Source organism: Streptomyces sp. NPDC017890 (assembly GCF_044328675.1).
In the GTDB taxonomy this organism is placed as follows: Bacteria; Actinomycetota; Actinomycetes; order Streptomycetales; family Streptomycetaceae; genus Streptomyces.
This window is the reverse complement of the sequence record NZ_JBIRHU010000028.1, coordinates 65,380-85,467: the sequence shown is the minus strand read 5'-3', so window position 1 is coordinate 85,467 and position 20,088 is coordinate 65,380. Positions and strand designations below refer to the sequence as shown.

Here is a 20,088-nt window from a genome sequence, read left to right as displayed (position 1 = left end):
GATGGCAGAGGACAGCGCGTACGGCGACGTCGGCGACCAGGACCTCCTCACCCGCCACGTCGAGGGGGACCCCGACGCCTTCGGTGAGCTCGTACGCCGCCACCGTGACCGCCTCTGGGCGGTGGCCCTGCGGACGCTGGGGGACCGCGAGGAGGCCGCTGACGCCGTTCAGGACGCCCTCGTCTCCGCCTACCGGGCCGCCCACACCTTCCGCGGGCAGGCAGCCGTCACCACGTGGCTGCACCGGATCACGGTGAACGCCTGCCTGGACCGCGCCCGCAAGGCCGCCTCCCGGAAGACGGCTCCCGTCGACGACACCGAGCGCCTGGAGCAGCTACTGGAGCCGCACGAGTCGGCCTCGGCCCCCGCCGAGCGCAACGACCTGCATCGCCAGCTGCTGGAGGCCCTCGGCACCCTGCCGACCGACCAGCGGGCGGCCCTGGTCCTGGTGGACATGCAGGGCTACCCCGTCGCGGAGGCCGCCCGCATCCTCGATGTGCCGACCGGCACGATCAAGAGCCGGTGCGCCCGGGGCAGAGCCAGACTCCTGCCGCTGCTCACCCACCTGCGTCCCGAGGGCAGCGGCGAGGACAGGAAGCCCGGCACGGAGCGGAACCGAGCGCAGGGGACATCCGTCCCACCTGCAGCGGGACCGCACCGTGCGGGTCCGTCGGACGCAGGGCCGAGCGATTCAGCAGCAGTGAAGGGCGGAGGTGGACGAGCGTGACGTCGTCGACGACAGACATGACCGGGCACCCGGACGTCGCAGAGATCTCCGACCTCACCGAAGGCCTGCTCCCGCCTTCACGGACCACCGAGCTACGGCGGCACCTGGAGACCTGCGTGCTCTGCGCGGACGTCTACGCGTCGCTGGAGGAGATCCAGGGGCTGCTCGGCACGCTTCCGGGACCGACTCGGATGCCCGACGACGTGGTCGGCCGGATCAATGCCGTCCTGGCAGCCGAGGCCATGCTGAGCACCACGGCACCGCAGACCTCGGAGCCCGAGCGTGCCGCTGCGGCGCCCGCCGCCTCCGGCAGCAAGGACAGCGCTCCTGTTTCACGTGAAACATCGCCATCGGCGGACCGGCCCGTCGGGCGCGCCCGCTCTTCGTCCACCGGGCCGGGCCGCAAGGACCGCAGGCGAGGCGGGCGACGCAGGATCGCCGTCCTCGGCGCCGTCGCCGCCGCTGCCGCCCTCGGGCTCGGCTCCGTGATTGTCTCCTCTCTTACTGGGGACAGCCCGTCCGATGACACCGCCCACGGGCAGCAGACCGCGCTGGCGGACACCTTCTCCGAGGGACAGCTCAAGGAGCAGGTCACCGATCTCATGGCCAAGGGGCAGGACACTCAGAGCGGGCCGCGTACACCGCGCAGCTTCGGGACGGAGTCCGAGACCGGTGCTGAGAACCGTGTCTTCAAGCAGCCGACGGTTCCCGAGTGCATCCAGAAGGGCATCGGCCGCGACGACACGGCACTCGCCACGGAGGAAGGCATCTACAAGGGCAGAGAAGCACTGCTCGTCGTGCTGCCCGACGCCGCCAACGACAGCCGCGTCACCGCGTACATCGTGGAGTCGACGTGTGTGGACCAGCCTGCTGTCAGCAAGGCCAAGATCCTCCTGAAGCAGTCCTACGCGCGTTCTTGAGCACCGAGGCTGTTCCTCTTCAGCACTGAGACCTGCTTCTCTTCAGCACGGGTATCCGTTCCTCATCACATCGCTCCGGGCACTCCGCTCCGTGTGCCCGGACACAGCGGGAATGCGCGCCCCGTAGGATCCGTTGGGTGGGGTGAGAGCTCCGAGAGAAGCTCCACCCCGCCCTGAAGACGCAGTCCAGAGACGAGGAATGAAGCCGTGAGCGACGTCCGAAACGTGATCATCATCGGCTCCGGGCCCGCCGGCTACACGGCGGCGCTCTACACCGCGCGCGCGTCGCTGAAGCCGCTGGTGTTCGAGGGCGCCGTCACCGCGGGCGGTGCGCTGATGAACACCACCGAGGTGGAGAACTTCCCGGGCTTCCAGGACGGCATCATGGGCCCCGAGCTCATGGACAACATGCGTGCCCAGGCGGAGCGCTTCGGTGCTGAGCTGATCCCGGACGACGTCGTCGCCGTCGACCTGACCGGTGAGATCAAGACCGTCACCGACACGGCGGGCACGGTCCACCGGGCCAAGGCCGTCATCGTCACCACGGGTTCCCAGCACCGCAAGCTCGGTCTGCCGAACGAGGACGCACTCTCCGGCCGCGGCGTCTCCTGGTGCGCGACCTGCGACGGTTTCTTCTTCAAGGACCAGGACATCGCTGTGATCGGTGGCGGTGACACTGCGATGGAGGAGGCCACGTTCCTCTCCCGCTTCGCCAAGTCCGTGACGATCGTCCACCGCCGCGACACCCTGCGTGCCTCCAAGGCGATGCAGGAGCGCGCCTTCGCCGACCCCAAGATCTCGTTCGTCTGGGACAGCGAGGTCGCCGAAGTCCAGGGCGAGCAGAAGCTGTCGGGTCTGAAGCTGCGCAACGTCAAGACCGGCGAGCTCTCGGACCTGGCGGTGACCGGTCTGTTCATCGCGATCGGCCACGACCCGCGCACGGAGCTCTTCAAGGGCCAGCTCGACCTGGACCCGGAGGGCTACCTGAAGGTGGACGCCCCGTCGACCCGCACCAACCTGACCGGTGTCTTCGGCGCCGGTGACGTGGTCGACCACACCTACCGCCAGGCGATCACCGCCGCCGGCACCGGCTGCTCCGCCGCGCTCGACTCCGAGCGTTTCCTCGCAGCACTCACCGACGAGGACAAGGCCGAGCCCGAGAAGACCGCTGTCTGACCCCTTCCACCCCACGCACCAACCAGTTAAGGAGCCCGCCGTGGCCGAAGCCCTGAAGAAGGTGACCGACGCCTCCTTCGACGAGGACGTCCTCAAGAGCGACAAGCCCGTCCTGGTGGACTTCTGGGCCGCCTGGTGCGGTCCGTGCCGCCAGATCGCGCCGTCCCTCGAAGCGATCGCCGCCGAGTACGGTGACAAGATCGAGGTCGTCAAGCTGAACATCGACGAGAACCCGGGTACGGCCGCCAAGTACGGCGTCATGTCCATCCCGACCCTGAACGTCTATCAGGGCGGCGAGGTCGCCAAGACCATCGTCGGTGCCAAGCCGAAGGCCGCGATCATCCGCGACCTCGAGGACTTCATCGCCGACTGACGTTTCACGTGAAACACGAATGGGCCGACCCGGATGGGTCGGCCCATTCGCTTTGAAGCGGTCCTCGGCACTGCGGCGCCACTACAGCGGCCGCAGCGCGGGTTCCTTCTGGACGGCGCCGAGCAGACGGTCCAATGCCATCTCCACGTCTTCCTTCCAGGACAGCGTGGAACGGAGGTCCAGTCGCAGCCGCGGATGGCTGGCATGAGGCCGGACCGTCTTGAAGCCCACAGCCAGCAGGTGGTCCGCCGGCAGGACACAGGCGGGCTCCTTCCAGCGGGCATCCCCGAACGCCTCGATCGCCTTGAAGCCCCGGCGCAGCAGATCCTTGGCGACCGTCTGGACCATCACCCGGCCCAGTCCCTGCCCCTGATAGCCCGGCATCACGAATGCTGTCATCAACTGCACCGCATCGGGCGAGACAGGACTGGTGGGAAAGGCAGTCGAGCGCGGTACGTACGCCGGTGGGGCATAGAGGACGAAGCCCACCGGCACGTCGTCGACGTAGACCACCCGGCCGCACGATCCCCAGTCCAGCAGGACGGCGGAGATCCAGGACTCTTTCTCCAGGGCCGGTGTGCCCGCCTCTACCGCGGCTTCACCACTGACGGGGTCCAGCTCCCAGAAGACGCACGAGCGACAGCGCTGGGGAAGGTCCTGAAGGTTGTCCAGCGTGAGCGGTACGAGCCGGCGCCCCATGAAGGCTTTCCCTCGCTTCCTTCGCCCGCTGCGTGGCGAGCGGCTGTCAGAGCGCTCCGTTCCCTGAGCAGGCTGCCGATGAACCCACCGACCGCGCCCAGCCCCAAGCCCGCGCTCACCAGTCCGGTGCGGCTCATTGTTCGCATGGCCCCTGCCTTCCTCTCAGAAGTACTGCCAGGTGCTTGCGCCGTCCCGATCGCATCGTATCCAGGATGCGATGACCCCGACACCGACGAAATGCAAAGGGCGGGCCGTGTTCCGGTACACACCGACACGACCCGCCCCGTCAGCAGGCTGAAGCACCGCCCGTGCTCCTCCCTGCCCTGGCCTCAGGAGTCGAGATCCTCGGCCGCGCCGTCCAGGAGGCCCTTCTGCAGCACGGGCCCTTCGCCGGGAGCGAGGCTTCCGAGGATCCGCTCAAGGTCCTCCATGGAAGCGAACTCCACGGTGATCTTTCCCTTCTTCTGCCCCAGGTCGACCTTCACCCGCGTCTCGAAGCGATCCGAGAGCCGCGTCGCCAAGTCCGAGAGCGCCGGAGAGACCAGGGCACCGGCGCGCGGGCCCTTGGCGCGCTGCGCCTTCTGCGGCCGGGAACCCATCAGGGTGACGATCTCTTCGACGGACCGCACCGAAAGTCCCTCGGCCACGATCCGATGGGCCAGCCGGTCCTGCTCCTCCGGGTCCTCCACGGAGAGCAGTGCTCGCGCGTGCCCGGCGGAGAGCACTCCGGCGGCCACCCGGTTCTGAACCTTCGGCGACAGCTTCAGCAGACGCAGCGTGTTGGAGACCTGAGGGCGGGATCGGCCGATGCGGTCCGCCAGCTGGTCGTGCGTGCAGTTGAAGTCCTTCAGCAGCTGGTCGTAGGCGAAGGCCTCTTCCAGCGGGTTCAGTTGGGCCCGGTGCAGGTTCTCCAGCAGCGCGTCCAGGAGGAGCTTCTCGTCCTCCGTCGCCCGCACGATCGCCGGGATGGCATCCATCCCCAGCTCTCGGCAGGCCCGGAAACGACGCTCGCCCATGATGAGCTCGTAGCGTCCGGGCCCCGTCTGCCGGACGACGACCGGCTGGAGGAGACCGACCTCCCCGATGGAGGTGACGAGCTCGGCCAGCGCATCGTCGTCGAAGTCCTTACGCGGCTGCTTCGGGTTCGGCGTAATGGCGTCGAGCGGGACCTCCGCGAAGTGCGCCCCCATGGGCGGCCTGAGCGTGTCCGCACCGCCTGGTGCCGCACCGTGTGCCGCCGACTCCTCTGTTTCACGTGGAACCGGCGGCAGCGTGGCGACCTTCGCCGCGGCCACCCCGCGGTCGTTCTGCAGCAGGGGCATCGGCCCCTGGGACGCGGGAGCCGCATTCCCCAACGCCGCCGAAGCCACCGACTTCTCCGTCGGGGCATTGGGGATCAGTGCGCCCAGACCTCGGCCCAGCCCCCTCCGTCGCTCACTCACTGGATCCCCTCCACCGTGTTCGGGTCGTTCTGTGCGCCGATGTGCGCGTGCGTCGCGTCATAGCTGACGCCTACGCCCTTCAGCGCGATCTCGCGTGCCGCCTCCAGATAGGAGAGAGCTCCACTCGATCCTGGATCGTAGGTCAGTACCGTCTGCCCGTAACTCGGGGCCTCGGAGATACGAACCGAGCGCGGAATACTCGTCCGCAGCACCTCGCCACCGAAGTGACTGCGCACCTCGTCCGCGACCTGCGACGCGAGCCGCGTCCGGCCGTCGTACATGGTGAGCAGGATCGTCGACACATGCAGCGTGGGGTTGAGGTGCCCCCGGACCAGGTCAACGTTCCGCAGCAGCTGCCCCAGCCCCTCCAGCGCGTAGTACTCGCACTGGATCGGGATCAGCACCTCCTGGCCCGCGACGAGCGCGTTGACCGTCAGCAGGCCGAGGGAGGGCGGGCAGTCGATGAGGATGTAGTCCAGCGGCTGCTCGTACGCCTGGATCGCCCGCTGGAGCCGACTCTCACGCGCCACCAGAGAGACCAGCTCGATCTCCGCACCGGCGAGATCGATCGTGGCGGGGGCACAGAAGAGGCCCTCGACGTCGGATACCGGCTGGACCACCTCTGAGAGCGGCCTGCTCTCGACCAGCACGTCGTAGATGGACGGGACGTCGGCGTGGTGGTCGATTCCCAGCGCAGTGGAGGCATTGCCCTGCGGGTCGAGGTCGACGACCAGGACCCGGGCACCGTGCAGGGCGAGTGACGCGGCAAGGTTGACGGTCGTCGTCGTCTTGCCCACACCGCCCTTCTGATTGGCGACCACCATGACCCGGGTCCGCTCAGGCCGCGGCAACCCCTCGCCGGCGCGCCCCAGAACGTCCACCGCCAGTTGGGCAGCACGACCGATCGGAGTGTCGTCCATCGGAGGCGGTGTTTCACGTGAAACATCCGCCCCCATCGACTCGGTACGGGGACCGGGGACCGGATCGGTCATCGGTCCCGCGATATTGGCGTCGGACCGCAAGGATTCACTCTCCTCGACTTCAGGCTCGCAATGAACAGAGCCTCCCATGTCTTCGGGGTCATGAACCAGTGAGGCCTGGTGTTCTGTGGAGAAATCCACCTCTGTGGACAATTCCATGCCCTCCCCGAGCGACCCGAGAGGCTTTCGGTCACGGGGGTCGGCCGCGGCGCGGCCGCGACTGATGATGCCGTGCAGCAGTGAGCGACGTTTCACGTGAAACACGATGCACAGCAGCCGAAGCCGAACTGTCGCGACACTCCGGCATGCGTAGGTCCGGCAGCTTGTGTGGAGTACTGCCGACCATCAGGTCGGATCAGCACCCATCAGTGCTGCCCACGCCCACCACAGCCATCCGTGCGCCTATCCTCGGCGCCGACGCGTCCGCCCCGTCCGAGCTGCCTTGGCCCGCTTGGCGGCGAAGCGCACACCTCCCGGGCTCTCCCCGACTTCGACCCGCACCACTGTGGACATGGGGTCCACGACCCCCTCGCCGACATGCAGGATGGACGTCTCCACCGCACCCAGCTTGCTCAGCGCCGAAGCCGCAGCCTTCAGCTCCTCCTCCGCCGTGTCGCCCTTGAGAGCGAGCATCTCGCCGTAGGGGCGCAGCAGCGGGACCCCCCACGTGGCCAGACGGTCCAGAGGAGCGACGGCACGAGCCGTCACCACATGCACCGGCGGCATTTTGCCCATGACCTCTTCAGCACGGCCACGCACGACCGTGACATGGTCCAGGCCCAGCAGCTCCACGACTTCGGTCAAGAAGGTGGTGCGCCGCAGCAGTGGCTCCAGAAGCGTGATCTTCAGATCCTCCCGGACGAGCGCCAGCGGAATTCCCGGCAGGCCGGCCCCTGAGCCGACATCGCACACCGTCACGCCCTCGGGCACGACCTCCGAGAGCACCGCGCAGTTCAGCAGGTGGCGCTCCCACAGGCGGGGAACCTCACGTGGACCGATCAGACCACGCTTCACTCCCGCCTCGGCGAGCAGCTCCGCGTAGCGGACCGCGTCCGCGTACCGATCACCGAAAACGTCGCGTGCCTGCTCGGGCACAGGGGGAAGCTCCGCTGCCTCCGACACAGGGGGACCGTCCTTCCGTACGGCACCGGCGCACCAGTCGCCGCTACAAGAACCACCAGAACTATCAGGCTGACAAAATCCGGCCCCGCCTGCGCAACAGACGGGGCCGGAGAACGTGAGAACCGATCAGGCGGGAAGCACGACGACGAAGCGCTCCGGCTCCTCGCCCTCGGACTCGCTGCGCAGACCCGCGGCCTTGACCGCGTCGTGCACGACCTTGCGCTCGAACGGGGACATCGGCTTCATCCGCACGGGCTCGCCGCTGCTCCTGGCCTCGGCCGCAGCCTTGGCGCCCAGCTCGGAGAGCTCGGCCCGCTTCCCGGCCCGGTACCCCGCGATGTCGAGCATCAGCCGGCTGCGGTCGCCGGTTTCCCGGTGCACGGCCAGGCGCGTGAGCTCCTGAAGAGCCTCCAGCACCTCGCCGTCCCGGCCGACCAGCTTCTGCAGGTCACGGCTGTTCGAGTCGCTGATGATCGAGACAGAGGCACGGTCGGCCTCGACGTCCATGTCGATGTCGCCGTCGAGGTCGGCGATGTCGAGCAGGCCCTCCAGGTAGTCCGCGGCGATCTCGCCCTCGTTCTCGAGGCGAGTCAGGGTGTCTGCACCCTCGGCAGCGGCAGAGGTGGTGCCTTCCGTCACGGGATGGACTCCTTCTTACTTCTTCGACGGGGACTTGGGCCGCTGCGGGCCCTTGCGCTGTCCGGACTGGGCCTTGCTACGGCCACCGCCACCGGACTTCTGAGCCGGTTTGCCGGCACCGGCGGCAGGCTTGGCGCCCTGCTTGCCGTCCTGCGGCTCGTCCGACTTGGTCAGCGAGGTTTTCGGCTCGGACTCGCCTGCCACCTTCGCGGACTGGCGCTGAGACTTGCTCTGCCGCTTGGGCTGCTGGCGCTTGGGAGTGGCCGGAGTGGTCACGGTCGTGCCGTCATCGGTCTGGGCAGCGACGGCGGCGTCGTTCTTCACCACGGTGCCGTCGGCCTGGGCCGCCATGCCCGCCTTGTTCAGACCGTTGATGAACTTCCGCTCGAACTCGTTGCGGTCCCGGCCCTTGGCGACGATGGCCTTCACGATGGCCTTCTCACCACGTCCACGCGTCTTGCCGTGGTGGGTGACGCTCTTCTGCAGGCGCTCCAGGTAGGAGGCCTGCGCCTTGGAACCCGGCGTCGGGTTGTTGCGGATGACGTACATCTGCTGGCCCATGGTCCACACGTTGGTGGTCAGCCAGTAGACAAGAACACCGACGGGGAAGTTGATGCCGAAGACGGCGAACATGACCGGGAAGACGTACATCAGCATCTTCTGCTGCTGCATGAACGGCGTCTTCACCGTCGTGTCGACGTTCTTGGTCATCAGCTGTCGCTGGGTGAAGAACTGCGACGCCGACATCAGCACGATCATGATCGCGGTGACGATCCGGACGTCCGTCAGCGAGGATCCGAGAGCCTCCACCGCGGACGCACCGTCGGTGAACTTCGAGGCCAGCGGCGCTCCGAAGATGTGAGCCTTCTGCGCACTCTCCAGCAGACCCTTGTCGATCACACCGATGGTGTCGTTCGACGCGATGCTGTTGAGCACGTGGTACAGGGCGAAGAAGAACGGAGACTGCGCCAGGATGGGAAGGCACGAGGAGAGCGGGTTGGTACCCGTCTCCTTGTACAGCTTCATCATCTCTTCGGACTGGCGCTGCTTGTCGTTCTTGTAGCGCTCCTGGATCTTCTTCATCTCCGGCTGGAGCGTCTGCATCCCGCGCGTCGCCTTGATCTGCTTCACGAACAGCGGGATCAGGCAGATGCGGATCAGAATCACCAGGGACACGATGGACAGGCCCCAGGCCCATCCGGTGTCAGGGCCGAAAATGGCGCCGTACACGCTGTGGAACTGGACGATGACCCAGGAGACAGGTGTCGTGATGAAGCTGAAGAGGCTGGCAATCGTGTCCACTAATCATGCTCCTTGGGCATGGGGCTGGGTCTCTGCGGCCGGGCTCGAAGGACTGGACGGACTCGTCGGAGCAGTCTGTCCCTCGGTGGCCGGTTCGGCGGCGGAGGGCCCGCCCTTGCGTGCACGCCAGGCGCCACGCAGCATTTCGTGCCACCGCGGTCGCTTACGCGGCGGAACATGGTCCACGCCGCCCAGCGACCACGGATTGCACCGCAGGATGCGCCAAGCGGTGAGCGCCGTGCCCTTGATGGCACCGTGCCGGTCGATGGCCGTGTAGCCGTAGTGGGAACACGACGGGTAGTACTTGCACACCGGCCCCAGCAGCGGACTGATCGTCCACTGGTACAGCTTGATCAGAGCCAGCAGCGGGTACTTCATCGCGCGCCCCCTCCCAGCAGCCGCTCCAGGGCGGCATCCAGGTCTCGGGCCAGCTGTGCATGGTCTGCGTCACCCGCACCGGGCAGCGCTCGTACGACTACCAGGCTACCGGGGGGCAACAGGTCGATCCGGTCGCGCATCAGATGGCGAAACCTGCGCTTCACCTTGTTGCGCACCACCGCACCACCCACGGCTTTGCTCACGACGAAACCCGCACGTGTCGGGGGAGCGCTCTCCCCAGGCGCGTGCGGGTCCGTGGCACCGCTTCGAAGGTGGACGACGAGGGCCGGGCGGCCGGCCCGGCGACCTCGTCGTACCGCGGTCGCGAAGTCCTCGCGCCGCCTCAGCCGGTTCTCGGTGGGCAGCACGATGTCATGACCTGACCGGGATCAGGCGGACAGACGGGCGCGACCCTTGCTGCGGCGAGTCGCGAGAATCGCGCGGCCGGCACGGGTCCGCATACGCAGCCGAAAGCCGTGGGTCTTCGCGCGGCGACGGTTGTTCGGCTGGAAGGTGCGCTTGCTCACTCGGGGGCTCCAGAAAGAATCGGGGTTGGCGGGGTGCCGTCCTGGCTGTCACCGTGCGCCCACGAGTAGCTCGCGTTACGCCCGAGTGCACCGCTTTTCGATCACCTTGGACGTGACCTGTGCCCATCGGAGGCAGGCGGCAGCAGCCATCGACAACTCGACCTGGTTACGGTACGTGGGACTGCGCCATTCGGTCAAACCAGCGGTGACCGGGAGACACTTGTCCACAGGCTGGGGACAACAACTTGAACCCTACCGGCCGCGCTGACTACCGTGGCTGGACTCCGATTCGTTCCCTTATCCCTGCCCCACCCGAGTTTCATCCCGACCCGTCCCCGAATCACACCTTCGAGGGACTCGTGAGAGAGCGTGCCCTGTGGCTGACGTACCTGCCGATCTTGCCGCAGTGTGGCCACGCGTACTGGAGCAACTTCTCGGGGAGGGCCGCGGGCAGGGTGTCGAGTCGAAGGACGAGCACTGGATCCGACGCTGCCAGCCCCTCGCGCTGGTCGCCGACACCGCCCTGCTCGCCGTACCGAACGAATTCGCGAAGGGCGTACTGGAGGGCCGTCTCGCCCCCATCGTCAGCGAGACGCTGAGCCGCGAATGCGGCCGTCCCATCCGTATCGCGATCACCGTCGACGACACCGCGGGAGAACCGGCCGGCCCCACCCCGCCGGCGCCGCCCGCCCGCCCCCAGCCCCGCTACGAGGAGCCCGAGCTCCCCGCCCCCGGCCAGGGACGCGACGAGTACGAGGGATACGACGGGTACGGCCGCCACCGCGCCGACCAGCTCCCCACCGCCCGCCCCGCCTACCCGCAGGAGTACCAGCGCCCCGAGCCCGGATCCTGGCCGCGCCCGGCACAGCAGGACGACTACGGCTGGCAGCAGCAGCGCCTCGGCTTCCCGGAACGGGATCCCTACGCGTCGCCGCCGCAGGAGTCCTACGGCCAGGACCCGTACCCCAAGGACGCGTACCAGCAGGACCCCCGCCAACAGGACCCCCGCCAACAGGACTACCGTCCGCAGTCCCCGGACCGCCCGCCGTACGACGCCCAGCGCGGCGACTCCCGCGGTGACTACGAGCGCAACGACTACGAACAGGGCCGCGGCGACTACGACCCGCGCGGCCCCCGCCGGGATCTGCCCGAGCCGCCGTCCGGCTCCGGGCACGTCCACCGCGGCGGCCCCGTCGGTCCCGGCCCCGCCACCGGCGCCCCCGGCCCGCTGGCCGCGCAGCCCGCGCCGGCGACCGGACCGGGCGAGCCGACCGCACGACTGAACCCGAAGTACCTCTTCGACACCTTCGTCATCGGGGCCTCCAACCGTTTCGCCCACGCGGCCGCGGTCGCCGTCGCCGAAGCACCCGCGAAGGCGTACAACCCGCTTTTCATCTACGGGGAGTCGGGCCTCGGCAAGACGCACCTCCTGCACGCCATCGGGCACTACGCCCGCAGCCTCTACCCCGGCACACGTGTGCGCTACGTGAGCTCCGAGGAGTTCACCAACGAGTTCATCAACTCCATCCGCGACGGCAAGGGCGACAGCTTCCGCAAGCGCTACCGCGAGATGGACATCCTGCTCGTCGACGACATCCAGTTCCTCGCGGACAAGGAGTCGACGCAGGAGGAGTTCTTCCACACCTTCAACACGCTCCACAACGCCAACAAGCAGATCGTCCTGTCCTCCGACCGGCCGCCCAAGCAGCTGGTCACGCTGGAGGACCGGCTGCGGAACCGTTTCGAGTGGGGCCTGATCACCGACGTCCAGCCGCCCGAGCTGGAGACCCGCATCGCGATCCTGCGCAAGAAGGCGGTGCAGGAGCAGCTCAACGCTCCGCCGGAGGTACTGGAGTTCATCGCCTCCCGGATCTCGCGCAACATCCGCGAACTGGAGGGCGCGCTGATCCGTGTGACGGCGTTCGCGTCGCTCAACCGGCAGCCGGTCGACCTGGGCCTCACGGAGATCGTCCTCAAGGACCTGATCCCCGGCGGGGAGGACTCGACGCCGGAGATCACCTCGACGGCCATCATGAGCGAGACCGCCGACTACTTCGGCCTCACGGTGGAGGACCTGTGCGGCAGCTCACGCGGCCGCCAGCTGGTGACGGCGCGGCAGATCGCCATGTACCTGTGCCGTGAGCTGACGGACCTGTCCCTGCCGAAGATCGGCGCGCTGTTCGGCGGCCGGGACCACACCACGGTGATGCACGCCGACCGCAAGATCCGCAATCTGATGGCCGAGCGGCGCTCCATCTACAACCAGGTCACCGAGCTGACCAACCGCATCAAGAACGGCTGACGCCAACCGCGCCGCCCACCGAGGCGCCCCGGGCACCCCTGGGGCGCCTTTTCCGTGCCCGTGTGCCCGTGTGCCCCTGTGCCCTGTGCCCTGTGCCCTGTGCCCTGTGCCCTGTGCCCTGTGCCCTGTGCCCTCAGGACCGTATCCGCGACCCGTATCCGCGACCGTCTCGGTCGGATCCGCGCTGGCGCGGGGTGGCCGGCCGGGCCCCGCCCCGGCTCCGGCTGTTCGAATCCTTGCCGGGTTACGGCCGCTCTCCACAGATTCGGCGACTTTTTTCCGTCCACACCTTGGGGACTGGGAAGTTGTCCCGATCCTGTCCACAGGCCAGGCTGTTGAGAGATCATCAGGGCAGGTCAGGTCCCTGTGGATTCGTGGACAAACAATCTCCACAGCCTGTGGACAAAGAAACCGTCCACAGGCTGTGCATCGAGTTGTCCACCGGCAACCCACAGGCTGGGGCAGGTTGTCCCCAGCGATCCCCAGCTTCTCCACATGCCTGTCCACTGTTCGGCAACCCGACGCACCCCCTCATCACGTCGAGTGAAAGGCGTCACATCAAGGTGCCTGGTTGGGCTGTGGGAAACGTGGGTAAACCTGGGGACGGCTCTGGGGAGAAGTCGCCTCCCCCTGTGTACGGCGTGTGCAGAACTTTCTGTTCTCCACAGATACGCCCGGTTGTCCACCGGCTCCGCCCACAGGCCCGGTGGACAAAATTCCTGCTCTGACCTGGGCAAACGAGGTTATCCACGGTATCCACAGGCCCTACTACTACTAGCGACTAGAGAGAGTGCGGAATCCGTTTCGAAGTGGGTCCTGTGCACAACTCGCTCTCTCGAGCCCGACCGCCCCTCGTCGCGACTTGACCCCGAACGGCACCTACTGTCAGTGGGGTGCGTCAGACTGGTCCCCGGTGTTCTGCCCCTCAGGGGGACCGACGACACCGACTCAGACGACGAGGGCCAGGCAGAGCGAGCAGCGCCGGCAACAGCAGGAGGCGGCAACAGTGAAGATCCGGGTGGAACGCGACGTACTCGCGGAGGCAGTGGCCTGGGCGGCTCGCAGCCTCCCGGCCCGTCCGCCGGCGCCGGTACTCGCGGGCCTGCTGCTGAAGGCCGAGGAGGGGCAGCTGAGCCTGTCCAGCTTCGACTACGAGGTCTCCGCGCGGGTGTCGGTGGAGGCGGAGATCGAGGAGGAGGGCACGGTCCTGGTCTCGGGCCGTCTGCTCGCCGACATCTCCCGCGCCCTCCCCAACCGGCCGGTGGAGATCTCCACAGACGGTGTACGGGCGACGGTGGTCTGCGGCTCCTCGCGGTTCACCCTCCACACCCTGCCGGTGGAGGAGTACCCGGCGCTGCCGCAGATGCCGGAGGCCACGGGCACGGTCCCCGGCGAGGTGTTCGCCTCGGCGGTGCAGCAGGTCGCCATCGCCGCCGGCCGTGACGACACGCTGCCCGTCCTCACCGGTGTGCGCATCGAGATCGAGGGCGACTCGGTGACGCTGGCCTCCACCGACCGCTACCGCTTCGCGGTCCGCGAGTTCCGGTGGAAGCCGGAGAACCCTGAGGTCTCAGCGGTCGCCCTGGTGCCTGCCAAGACGCTCCAGGACACCGCCAAGGCCCTGACCAGCGGTGACCAGGTGATCCTGGCGCTGTCCGGCTCGGGCGCGGGCGAGGGCCTGATCGGTTTCGAGGGTGCGGGCCGCCGGACGACGACGCGTCTGCTGGAGGGCGACCTCCCGAAGTACAAGACGCTGTTCCCGACGGAGTTCAACAGCGTGGCTGTGATCGAGACCGCCCCCTTCGTGGAGGCCGTCAAGCGCGTGGCCCTGGTCGCCGAGCGCAACACTCCGGTCCGGCTCAGCTTCGAGCAGGGCGTGCTCATCCTGGAGGCCGGTTCCAGCGACGACGCACAGGCTGTGGAAAGGGTCGACGCCCAGCTGGAGGGTGATGACATCTCGATCGCCTTCAACCCGACGTTCCTGCTGGACGGCCTGAGCGCGATCGACTCGCCGGTGGCGCAGCTGTCCTTCACGACGTCCACGAAGCCGGCGCTGCTCAGCGGCAAGCCCGCGGTGGACGCCGAGGCGGACGAGGCGTACAAGTACCTGATCATGCCGGTGCGGCTGAGCGGCTGAGCGGCTCAGACCATCGAGTTTGAGCGCCGGCTGTCCACAGGGTGAGGGCAAACCCGCAGGTGAGGGCGTACGTATGAGCGCGTACGCCCACAGCTGTGCACGGGCGTCCGGGTTTAGGCTCGGACGTGGGTACGAAAGTGCCGCGGCACGCATCCGGCGGTTCAGGACGTGCCGTCCCGCCACCTCGCACACCTAAGGAACACAACTGATGGAGCTCGGTCTCGTCGGCCTCGGCAAGATGGGCGGCAACATGCGCGAGCGGATCCGCCGCGCGGGCCACACCGTCGTCGGATACGACCGCAATCCGGACCTCGCCGATGTCCACAGCCTGGAAGAGCTTGTGGGCAAGCTCAGCGCCCCGCGCGTGGTCTGGGTCATGGTCCCGGCCGGTGAGGCCACCCAGGCCACCGTCGACCGGCTCGGCGAGCTGCTGGAGCCCGGTGACGTCGTCGTGGACGGCGGGAACTCCCGCTGGACGGACGACGAGAAGCACGCCGAGGAGCTGGCCGCCAAGGGCATAGGCTTCGTCGACTGCGGAGTCTCCGGCGGCGTATGGGGCCTGGAGAACGGTTACGCGCTGATGTACGGCGGCGACGCGGACAACGTCGCCCGGGTGCAGCCGGTCTTCGACGCTCTCAAGCCGGAGGGCGACTTCGGCGCCGTGCACGCCGGCAAGGTGGGCGCGGGCCACTTCGCGAAGATGGTCCACAACGGCATCGAGTACGCGATGATGCAGGCCTACGCCGAGGGCTGGGAGCTGCTGGAGAAGGTCGACTCCGTGGAGAACGTCCGCGAGGTCTTCCGCTCCTGGCAGGAGGGCACGGTGATCCGTTCCTGGCTGCTGGACCTGGCCGTCAACGCGCTCGACGAGGACGAGCACCTCGGTGAGCTGCGGGGCTACGCGCAGGACTCCGGTGAGGGACGCTGGACTGTGGAGGCCGCGATCGACAACGCGGTGCCGCTGCCGGCGATCACGGCGTCGCTGTTCGCGCGGTTCGCGTCCCGGCAGGACGACTCGCCGCAGATGAAGATGATCGCCGCGCTGCGCAATCAGTTCGGCGGCCACGCGGTCGAGAAGAAGTAAGCAACACCCGAAGGTCAACACCGGAGGGTCAACACCCGAAGGCTGGGGAGGTCGGCGAAACGACCATGCACGTCACGCATCTGTCGCTGGCCGACTTCCGCTCGTACGCCCGGGTCGAGGTCCCGCTCGACCCGGGCGTCACCGCCTTCGTCGGTCCGAACGGGCAGGGCAAGACGAACCTCGTCGAGGCGGTCGGCTATCTCGCCACGCTCGGCAGCCACCGGGTCTCCTCCGACGCGCCCCTGGTCCGTATGGGCGCCGAACGCGCGGTGATCCGCGCTCAGGTCAAGCAGGGCGAGCGGCAGCAGCTGATCGAGCTGGAGCTGAACCCGGGCAAGGCCAACCGTGCCCGTATCAACAGGTCCTCGCAGGTCAGACCGCGTGATGTGCTGGGCATCGTGCGCACCGTGCTGTTCGCGCCCGAGGATCTCGCCCTGGTGAAGGGCGACCCCGGTGAGCGGCGCCGCTTCCTGGACGAGCTGATCACCGCGCGCTCCCCCCGCATGGCCGGGGTGCGTTCCGACTACGACCGGGTCCTCAAGCAGCGCAACACGCTGCTGAAGTCGGCCGCCCTTGCCCGCCGCCACGGCGGCCGCACGATGGACCTGTCCACGCTCGACGTCTGGGACCAGCACCTCGCGCGTGCGGGTGCCGAACTGCTCGCGCAGCGGCTGGATCTGATCGCCGCCGTGCAGCCGCTGGCGGACAAGGCGTACGAGCAGCTGGCCCCCGGCGGGGGCCCCGTCGCCCTGGAGTACAAGCCGTCGGCGCCCGGTGAGGCACACACGCGAGAGGACCTCTACGAGCAGCTGATGGCCGCGCTCGCCGAGGCCCGGAAGCAGGAGATCGAGCGGGGCGTCACCCTGGTGGGGCCGCATCGGGACGATCTGCTTCTCAAACTCGGCTCGCTGCCCGCCAAGGGCTATGCCTCCCATGGCGAGTCCTGGTCGTACGCGCTGGCGCTGCGGCTGGCGTCGTTCGACCTGCTGCGGGCGGAGGGCAACGAGCCCGTTCTCGTCCTCGACGACGTCTTCGCCGAGCTGGACGCGCGGCGGCGGGAGCGGCTGGCCGAGCTGGTGGCGCCGGGTGAGCAGGTGCTGGTGACGGCCGCGGTCGACGACGACGTACCGCATGTCCTGGCAGGGGCGCGGTTCACGGTGGCCGAGGGGGCGGTGGAGCGCGTATGAGCGCGGACGAATCGCTCCCCGGAAAGCCCCCCGGCAGCGGCAGCGGCAGGAGCCCGGAGCCGTCGGGTGTGGATCTCGCGCGCGTGGCGCTCAGGGCCGCGAGGGAGGCGGCACGCGCGCGTGGGGACGCGGCGCAGCAGAAGAAGCAGGCGCGGCGTGGGGGCCTGCGCTCCGGCGCGCGCGCCGACGGCCGTGACCCCATGGCACTGGGTTCGGCGATCAACCGGCTGATCACCGAGCGCGGCTGGGAGACCCCGGCCGCGGTGGGCGGGGTGATGGGCCGATGGCCGCAGATCGTCGGTGAGGACGTGGCGAAGCACTGCGTGCCGGAGCGGTACGACGAGGAGGAGCGGGTGCTGGTCGTCCGCTGTGACTCCACGGCCTGGGCGACGAACCTGCGGTTGCTGGCGCCGACGCTGGTGGCCCGGCTCAACGAGGACCTGGGGCACGGTTCGGTACGGGTGATCAAGGTCCTGGGGCCGGGTGGTGCCGGCGGGCCCGGACGCCGGTACGGGCCGTTGCGCGCCCCCGGCAGCCAAGGTCCGGGCGACACCTACGGGTGACGCGGGGGATGCCCTGGCACCCCGTCAGGAATGGGTGATGTACCTCACATTATTGGGCGTCGACGGCTGGTGTGGACCGTCGGCGCCCTCTTCGTCGTACAACCGCACACGGTTGCGAATCGCGATCTGACTCCCAAGTAGCCAAGGGTTGACGCCCGGAAGCGCTGAGTGCCGTTGTGAGCCTCTTGAGGCCCCCATCCGCATATCGGGAGTCGGACAAGCCTGGTTCAGGGCGGCACATGCGGACTCAGGTACCGGCAAACCCCCATCAGTGTCAGTGCTACCGGTAGAATGGAAGACAATCCCGCCCCGAACGTGGGGACCGTCCGGGACTAGCTGAGCAACGCTGATCAAGGCTTACCAACGCAACATGCCGCAGCCGCTCCGGCAACCCGCCGACGAGCCCGGCTCGTGCTGTGCCAGAAAGGGCGCTTCGTGGCCGATTCCGGCAACCCCAACGAGAACATCCCGTCCACCGACACCGGCGCGAACGACGCGGTGAGCACCCCGAACGGCGCGGCTCCCGCCTCGTACGACGCCAGTGCCATCACCGTCCTCGAGGGTCTGGACGCGGTCCGCAAGCGACCCGGTATGTACATCGGCTCAACCGGTGAACGCGGCCTGCACCACCTGGTGCAGGAGGTCGTGGACAACTCCGTCGACGAGGCGCTGGCCGGCCACGCGGACACGGTCGACGTCACGATCCTCGCCGACGGCGGTGTCCGGGTCGTCGACAACGGCCGTGGCATTCCGGTGGGCATCGTCCCCTCGGAGGGCAAGCCCGCCGTCGAGGTCGTGCTGACCGTGCTGCACGCGGGCGGCAAGTTCGGCGGCGGCGGTTACGCGGTCTCCGGTGGTCTGCACGGCGTGGGTGTCTCCGTCGTGAACGCCCTCTCCACGAGGGTCGCCGTGGAGGTCAGGACCGACGGCCACCGCTGGACGCAGGACTACAAGCTGGGTGTCCCCACGGCACCGCTGGCTCGGCACGAGGCCACCGAGGAGACCGGCACGTCGGTCACCTTCTGGGCCGACGGTGACATCTTCGAGACCACCGACTACTCCTTCGAGACGCTCTCCCGGCGTTTCCAGGAGATGGCCTTCCTCAACAAGGGCCTGAGGATCAACCTCACCGACGAGCGCGAGTCGGCGAAGGCCACCGCCGGCGCGGACGAGGCGGGCGAGGACGAGAAGCACGAGGTCAAGAGCGTCTCGTACCACTACGAGGGCGGCATCGTCGACTTCGTGAAGTACCTCAACTCCCGCAAGGGAGACCTGGTGCACCCCACCGTGATCGACCTCGAGGCCGAGGACAAGGACAGGAGCCTGTCCCTCGAGATCGCGATGCAGTGGAACGGCGGATACACCGAGGGTGTGTACTCCTTCGCCAACATCATCCACACCCACGAGGGCGGTACGCACGAGGAGGGCTTCCGCGCGGCGCTCACCTCGCTGATCAACAAGTACGCGCGGGACAAGAAGCTGCTGCGCGAGAAGGACGACAACCTCACGGGTGACGACATCCGCGAGGGCCTCACGGCGATCATCTCGGTGAAGCTGGGCGAGCCGCAGTTCGAAGGCCAGACCAAGACCAAGCTGGGCAACACGGAGGTCAAGACCTTCGTGCAGCGCGTGGTCTACGAGCACCTGGCCGACTGGCTCGACCGCAATCCGAACGAGGCGGCGGACATCATCCGCAAGGGCATCCAGGCGGCCACCGCGCGCGTGGCGGCCCGCAAGGCCCGTGACCTGACCCGCCGCAAGGGGCTGCTGGAGACGGCGTCGCTGCCGGGCAAGCTGTCCGACTGCCAGTCGAACGACCCGACCAAGTGCGAGATCTTCATCGTCGAGGGCGACTCCGCCGGCGGCTCCGCCAAGTCCGGCCGGAACCCGCAGTACCAGGCGATCCTCCCGATCCGCGGCAAGATCCTCAACGTCGAGAAGGCGCGCATCGACCGGATCCTGCAGAACCAGGAGATCCAGGCGATGATCTCCGCGTTCGGCACGGGCGTGCACGAGGACTTCGACATCGAGAAGCTCCGCTACCACAAGATCATTCTCATGGCGGACGCCGACGTCGACGGCCAGCACATCAACACCCTGCTGCTGACCTTCCTGTTCCGCTTCATGCGGCCGCTGGTCGAGTCCGGGCACGTGTACCTGTCGCGCCCGCCGCTCTACAAGATCAAGTGGGGCCGGGACGACTTCGAGTACGCGTACTCGGACCGCGAGCGCGACGCCCTGATCGAGATGGGCCGAGGCGCCGGCAAGCGCATCCGCGAGGACTCCGTGCAGCGCTTCAAGGGTCTCGGCGAGATGAACGCCGAGGAGCTGCGCATCACGACCATGGACCAGGAGCACCGCGTGCTCGGCCAGGTCACGCTCGACGACGCCGCGCAGGCCGACGACCTGTTCTCGGTGCTGATGGGCGAGGACGTCGAGGCACGCCGCGCGTTCATCCAGCGCAATGCCAAGGACGTCCGCTTCCTCGACATCTGAGTCGGTCTCAGCTGACCGCACCAGGAAGGACCTT

19 protein-coding genes are annotated in these 20,088 nt (G+C 68.2%); 10 read left to right on the top strand and 9 right to left on the bottom strand.

Annotated elements, in window-relative coordinates; all coding sequences use genetic code 11:
- The first annotated feature begins 1 nt into the window (after position 1).
- From sigM to trxA, 4 genes are all read left to right on the top strand, one after another.
- Positions 2 to 727, top strand: coding sequence for an RNA polymerase sigma factor SigM (gene sigM, locus ACH4F2_RS30470; protein WP_398135972.1), 726 nt, complete (start codon positions 2 to 4; stop codon positions 725 to 727).
- A 17-nt stretch (positions 728 to 744) separates the two neighbouring features.
- Entirely contained in the window at positions 745 to 1,647 is a 903-nt protein-coding gene (locus ACH4F2_RS30465; protein WP_398135981.1) for an anti-sigma factor family protein, read from the top strand.
- A 207-nt stretch (positions 1,648 to 1,854) separates the two neighbouring features.
- A complete protein-coding gene (trxB, locus tag ACH4F2_RS30460; protein WP_398135971.1) occupies positions 1,855 to 2,823 on the top strand; it encodes a thioredoxin-disulfide reductase in 969 nt (322 codons plus the stop codon).
- Positions 2,824 to 2,863: 40 nt separating this feature from the next.
- Positions 2,864 to 3,196, top strand: a complete 333-nt coding sequence (gene trxA / locus ACH4F2_RS30455; protein ID WP_398135970.1) for a thioredoxin — start codon at positions 2,864 to 2,866, stop codon at positions 3,194 to 3,196.
- Positions 3,197 to 3,277: 81 nt separating this feature from the next.
- Here the strand turns inward: trxA and ACH4F2_RS30450 are convergent, their stop codons facing one another.
- The 9 genes from ACH4F2_RS30450 to rpmH form a co-directional block, all read right to left on the bottom strand.
- The gene (locus ACH4F2_RS30450; RefSeq protein WP_398135969.1) at positions 3,278 to 3,895 is read right to left on the bottom strand and encodes a GNAT family N-acetyltransferase; all 618 of its coding nucleotides are present in this window, start codon (positions 3,893 to 3,895) and stop codon (positions 3,278 to 3,280) included.
- A gap of 329 nt (positions 3,896 to 4,224) precedes the next feature.
- A complete protein-coding gene (locus tag ACH4F2_RS30445; RefSeq protein WP_398135968.1) occupies positions 4,225 to 5,337 on the bottom strand; it encodes a ParB/RepB/Spo0J family partition protein in 1,113 nt (370 codons plus the stop codon).
- Positions 5,334 to 6,407, bottom strand: a complete 1,074-nt coding sequence (locus ACH4F2_RS30440) for a ParA family protein (RefSeq protein ID WP_398135980.1) — start codon at positions 6,405 to 6,407, stop codon at positions 5,334 to 5,336. Before ACH4F2_RS30440 ends, ACH4F2_RS30445 begins: the two co-directional genes overlap by 4 nt.
- 312 nt (positions 6,408 to 6,719) lie before the next feature.
- Entirely contained in the window at positions 6,720 to 7,439 is a 720-nt protein-coding gene (rsmG, locus tag ACH4F2_RS30435) for a 16S rRNA (guanine(527)-N(7))-methyltransferase RsmG (RefSeq protein ID WP_398135967.1), read from the bottom strand.
- Between the two features lie 126 nt (positions 7,440 to 7,565).
- Positions 7,566 to 8,078, bottom strand: coding sequence for a protein jag (locus tag ACH4F2_RS30430; RefSeq protein ID WP_398135966.1), 513 nt, complete (start codon positions 8,076 to 8,078; stop codon positions 7,566 to 7,568).
- Between the two features lie 15 nt (positions 8,079 to 8,093).
- Positions 8,094 to 9,380 carry a membrane protein insertase YidC gene (gene yidC, locus ACH4F2_RS30425; RefSeq protein ID WP_398135965.1) on the bottom strand — a complete coding sequence of 429 codons (1,287 nt, stop codon included), beginning with the start codon at positions 9,378 to 9,380 and terminating at the stop codon, positions 8,094 to 8,096.
- 3 nt (positions 9,381 to 9,383) lie between these two features.
- Positions 9,384 to 9,758, bottom strand: a complete 375-nt coding sequence (yidD, locus tag ACH4F2_RS30420) for a membrane protein insertion efficiency factor YidD (RefSeq protein WP_398135964.1) — start codon at positions 9,756 to 9,758, stop codon at positions 9,384 to 9,386.
- Complete coding sequence (gene rnpA, locus ACH4F2_RS30415) at positions 9,755 to 10,126, bottom strand: ribonuclease P protein component (RefSeq protein ID WP_398135963.1); 372 nt, start codon at positions 10,124 to 10,126, stop codon at positions 9,755 to 9,757. Before rnpA ends, yidD begins: the two co-directional genes overlap by 4 nt.
- A 21-nt stretch (positions 10,127 to 10,147) precedes the next feature.
- Positions 10,148 to 10,285 (bottom strand): 50S ribosomal protein L34, encoded by a 138-nt coding sequence (gene rpmH / locus ACH4F2_RS30410; RefSeq protein WP_003975051.1) that lies wholly within the window; start codon positions 10,283 to 10,285, stop codon positions 10,148 to 10,150.
- A 376-nt stretch (positions 10,286 to 10,661) separates the two neighbouring features.
- Between rpmH and dnaA the strand changes: the two genes are divergently transcribed.
- The 6 genes from dnaA to gyrB all read left to right on the top strand — a co-directional run bounded on the left by dnaA (position 10,662) and on the right by gyrB (position 20,054).
- A complete protein-coding gene (gene dnaA / locus ACH4F2_RS30405) occupies positions 10,662 to 12,587 on the top strand; it encodes a chromosomal replication initiator protein DnaA (protein ID WP_398135962.1) in 1,926 nt (641 codons plus the stop codon).
- A gap of 1,006 nt (positions 12,588 to 13,593) precedes the next feature.
- Positions 13,594 to 14,724, top strand: coding sequence for a DNA polymerase III subunit beta (dnaN, locus tag ACH4F2_RS30400; protein WP_398135961.1), 1,131 nt, complete (start codon positions 13,594 to 13,596; stop codon positions 14,722 to 14,724).
- Positions 14,725 to 14,932: 208 nt separating this feature from the next.
- Positions 14,933 to 15,808 (top strand): phosphogluconate dehydrogenase (NAD(+)-dependent, decarboxylating), encoded by an 876-nt coding sequence (gnd, locus tag ACH4F2_RS30395; protein WP_398135960.1) that lies wholly within the window; start codon positions 14,933 to 14,935, stop codon positions 15,806 to 15,808.
- A 65-nt stretch (positions 15,809 to 15,873) separates the two neighbouring features.
- Positions 15,874 to 16,995 carry a DNA replication/repair protein RecF gene (gene recF / locus ACH4F2_RS30390; protein ID WP_398135959.1) on the top strand — a complete coding sequence of 374 codons (1,122 nt, stop codon included), beginning with the start codon at positions 15,874 to 15,876 and terminating at the stop codon, positions 16,993 to 16,995.
- The gene (locus ACH4F2_RS30385; protein ID WP_398135958.1) at positions 16,992 to 17,558 is read left to right on the top strand and encodes a DUF721 domain-containing protein; all 567 of its coding nucleotides are present in this window, start codon (positions 16,992 to 16,994) and stop codon (positions 17,556 to 17,558) included. Before recF ends, ACH4F2_RS30385 begins: the two co-directional genes overlap by 4 nt.
- A 435-nt stretch (positions 17,559 to 17,993) precedes the next feature.
- The gene (gene gyrB, locus ACH4F2_RS30380; protein ID WP_398135957.1) at positions 17,994 to 20,054 is read left to right on the top strand and encodes a DNA topoisomerase (ATP-hydrolyzing) subunit B; all 2,061 of its coding nucleotides are present in this window, start codon (positions 17,994 to 17,996) and stop codon (positions 20,052 to 20,054) included.
- Positions 20,055 to 20,088 lie beyond the last annotated feature (34 nt).

Coding starts and splice junctions, on each gene's coding strand:
- sigM (WP_398135972.1), top strand. CDS start 2: ATGGCAGAGGACAGCGCGTACGGCGACGTCGGCGACCAGGACCTCCTC.
- ACH4F2_RS30465 (WP_398135981.1), top strand. CDS start 745: ATGACCGGGCACCCGGACGTCGCAGAGATCTCCGACCTCACCGAAGGC.
- ACH4F2_RS30450 (WP_398135969.1), bottom strand. CDS start 3,895: ATGGGGCGCCGGCTCGTACCGCTCACGCTGGACAACCTTCAGGACCTT.
- ACH4F2_RS30440 (WP_398135980.1), bottom strand. CDS start 6,407: ATGGGAGGCTCTGTTCATTGCGAGCCTGAAGTCGAGGAGAGTGAATCC.
- yidD (WP_398135964.1), bottom strand. CDS start 9,758: ATGAAGTACCCGCTGCTGGCTCTGATCAAGCTGTACCAGTGGACGATC.
- gnd (WP_398135960.1), top strand. CDS start 14,933: ATGGAGCTCGGTCTCGTCGGCCTCGGCAAGATGGGCGGCAACATGCGC.
- recF (WP_398135959.1), top strand. CDS start 15,874: ATGCACGTCACGCATCTGTCGCTGGCCGACTTCCGCTCGTACGCCCGG.
- ACH4F2_RS30385 (WP_398135958.1), top strand. CDS start 16,992: ATGAGCGCGGACGAATCGCTCCCCGGAAAGCCCCCCGGCAGCGGCAGC.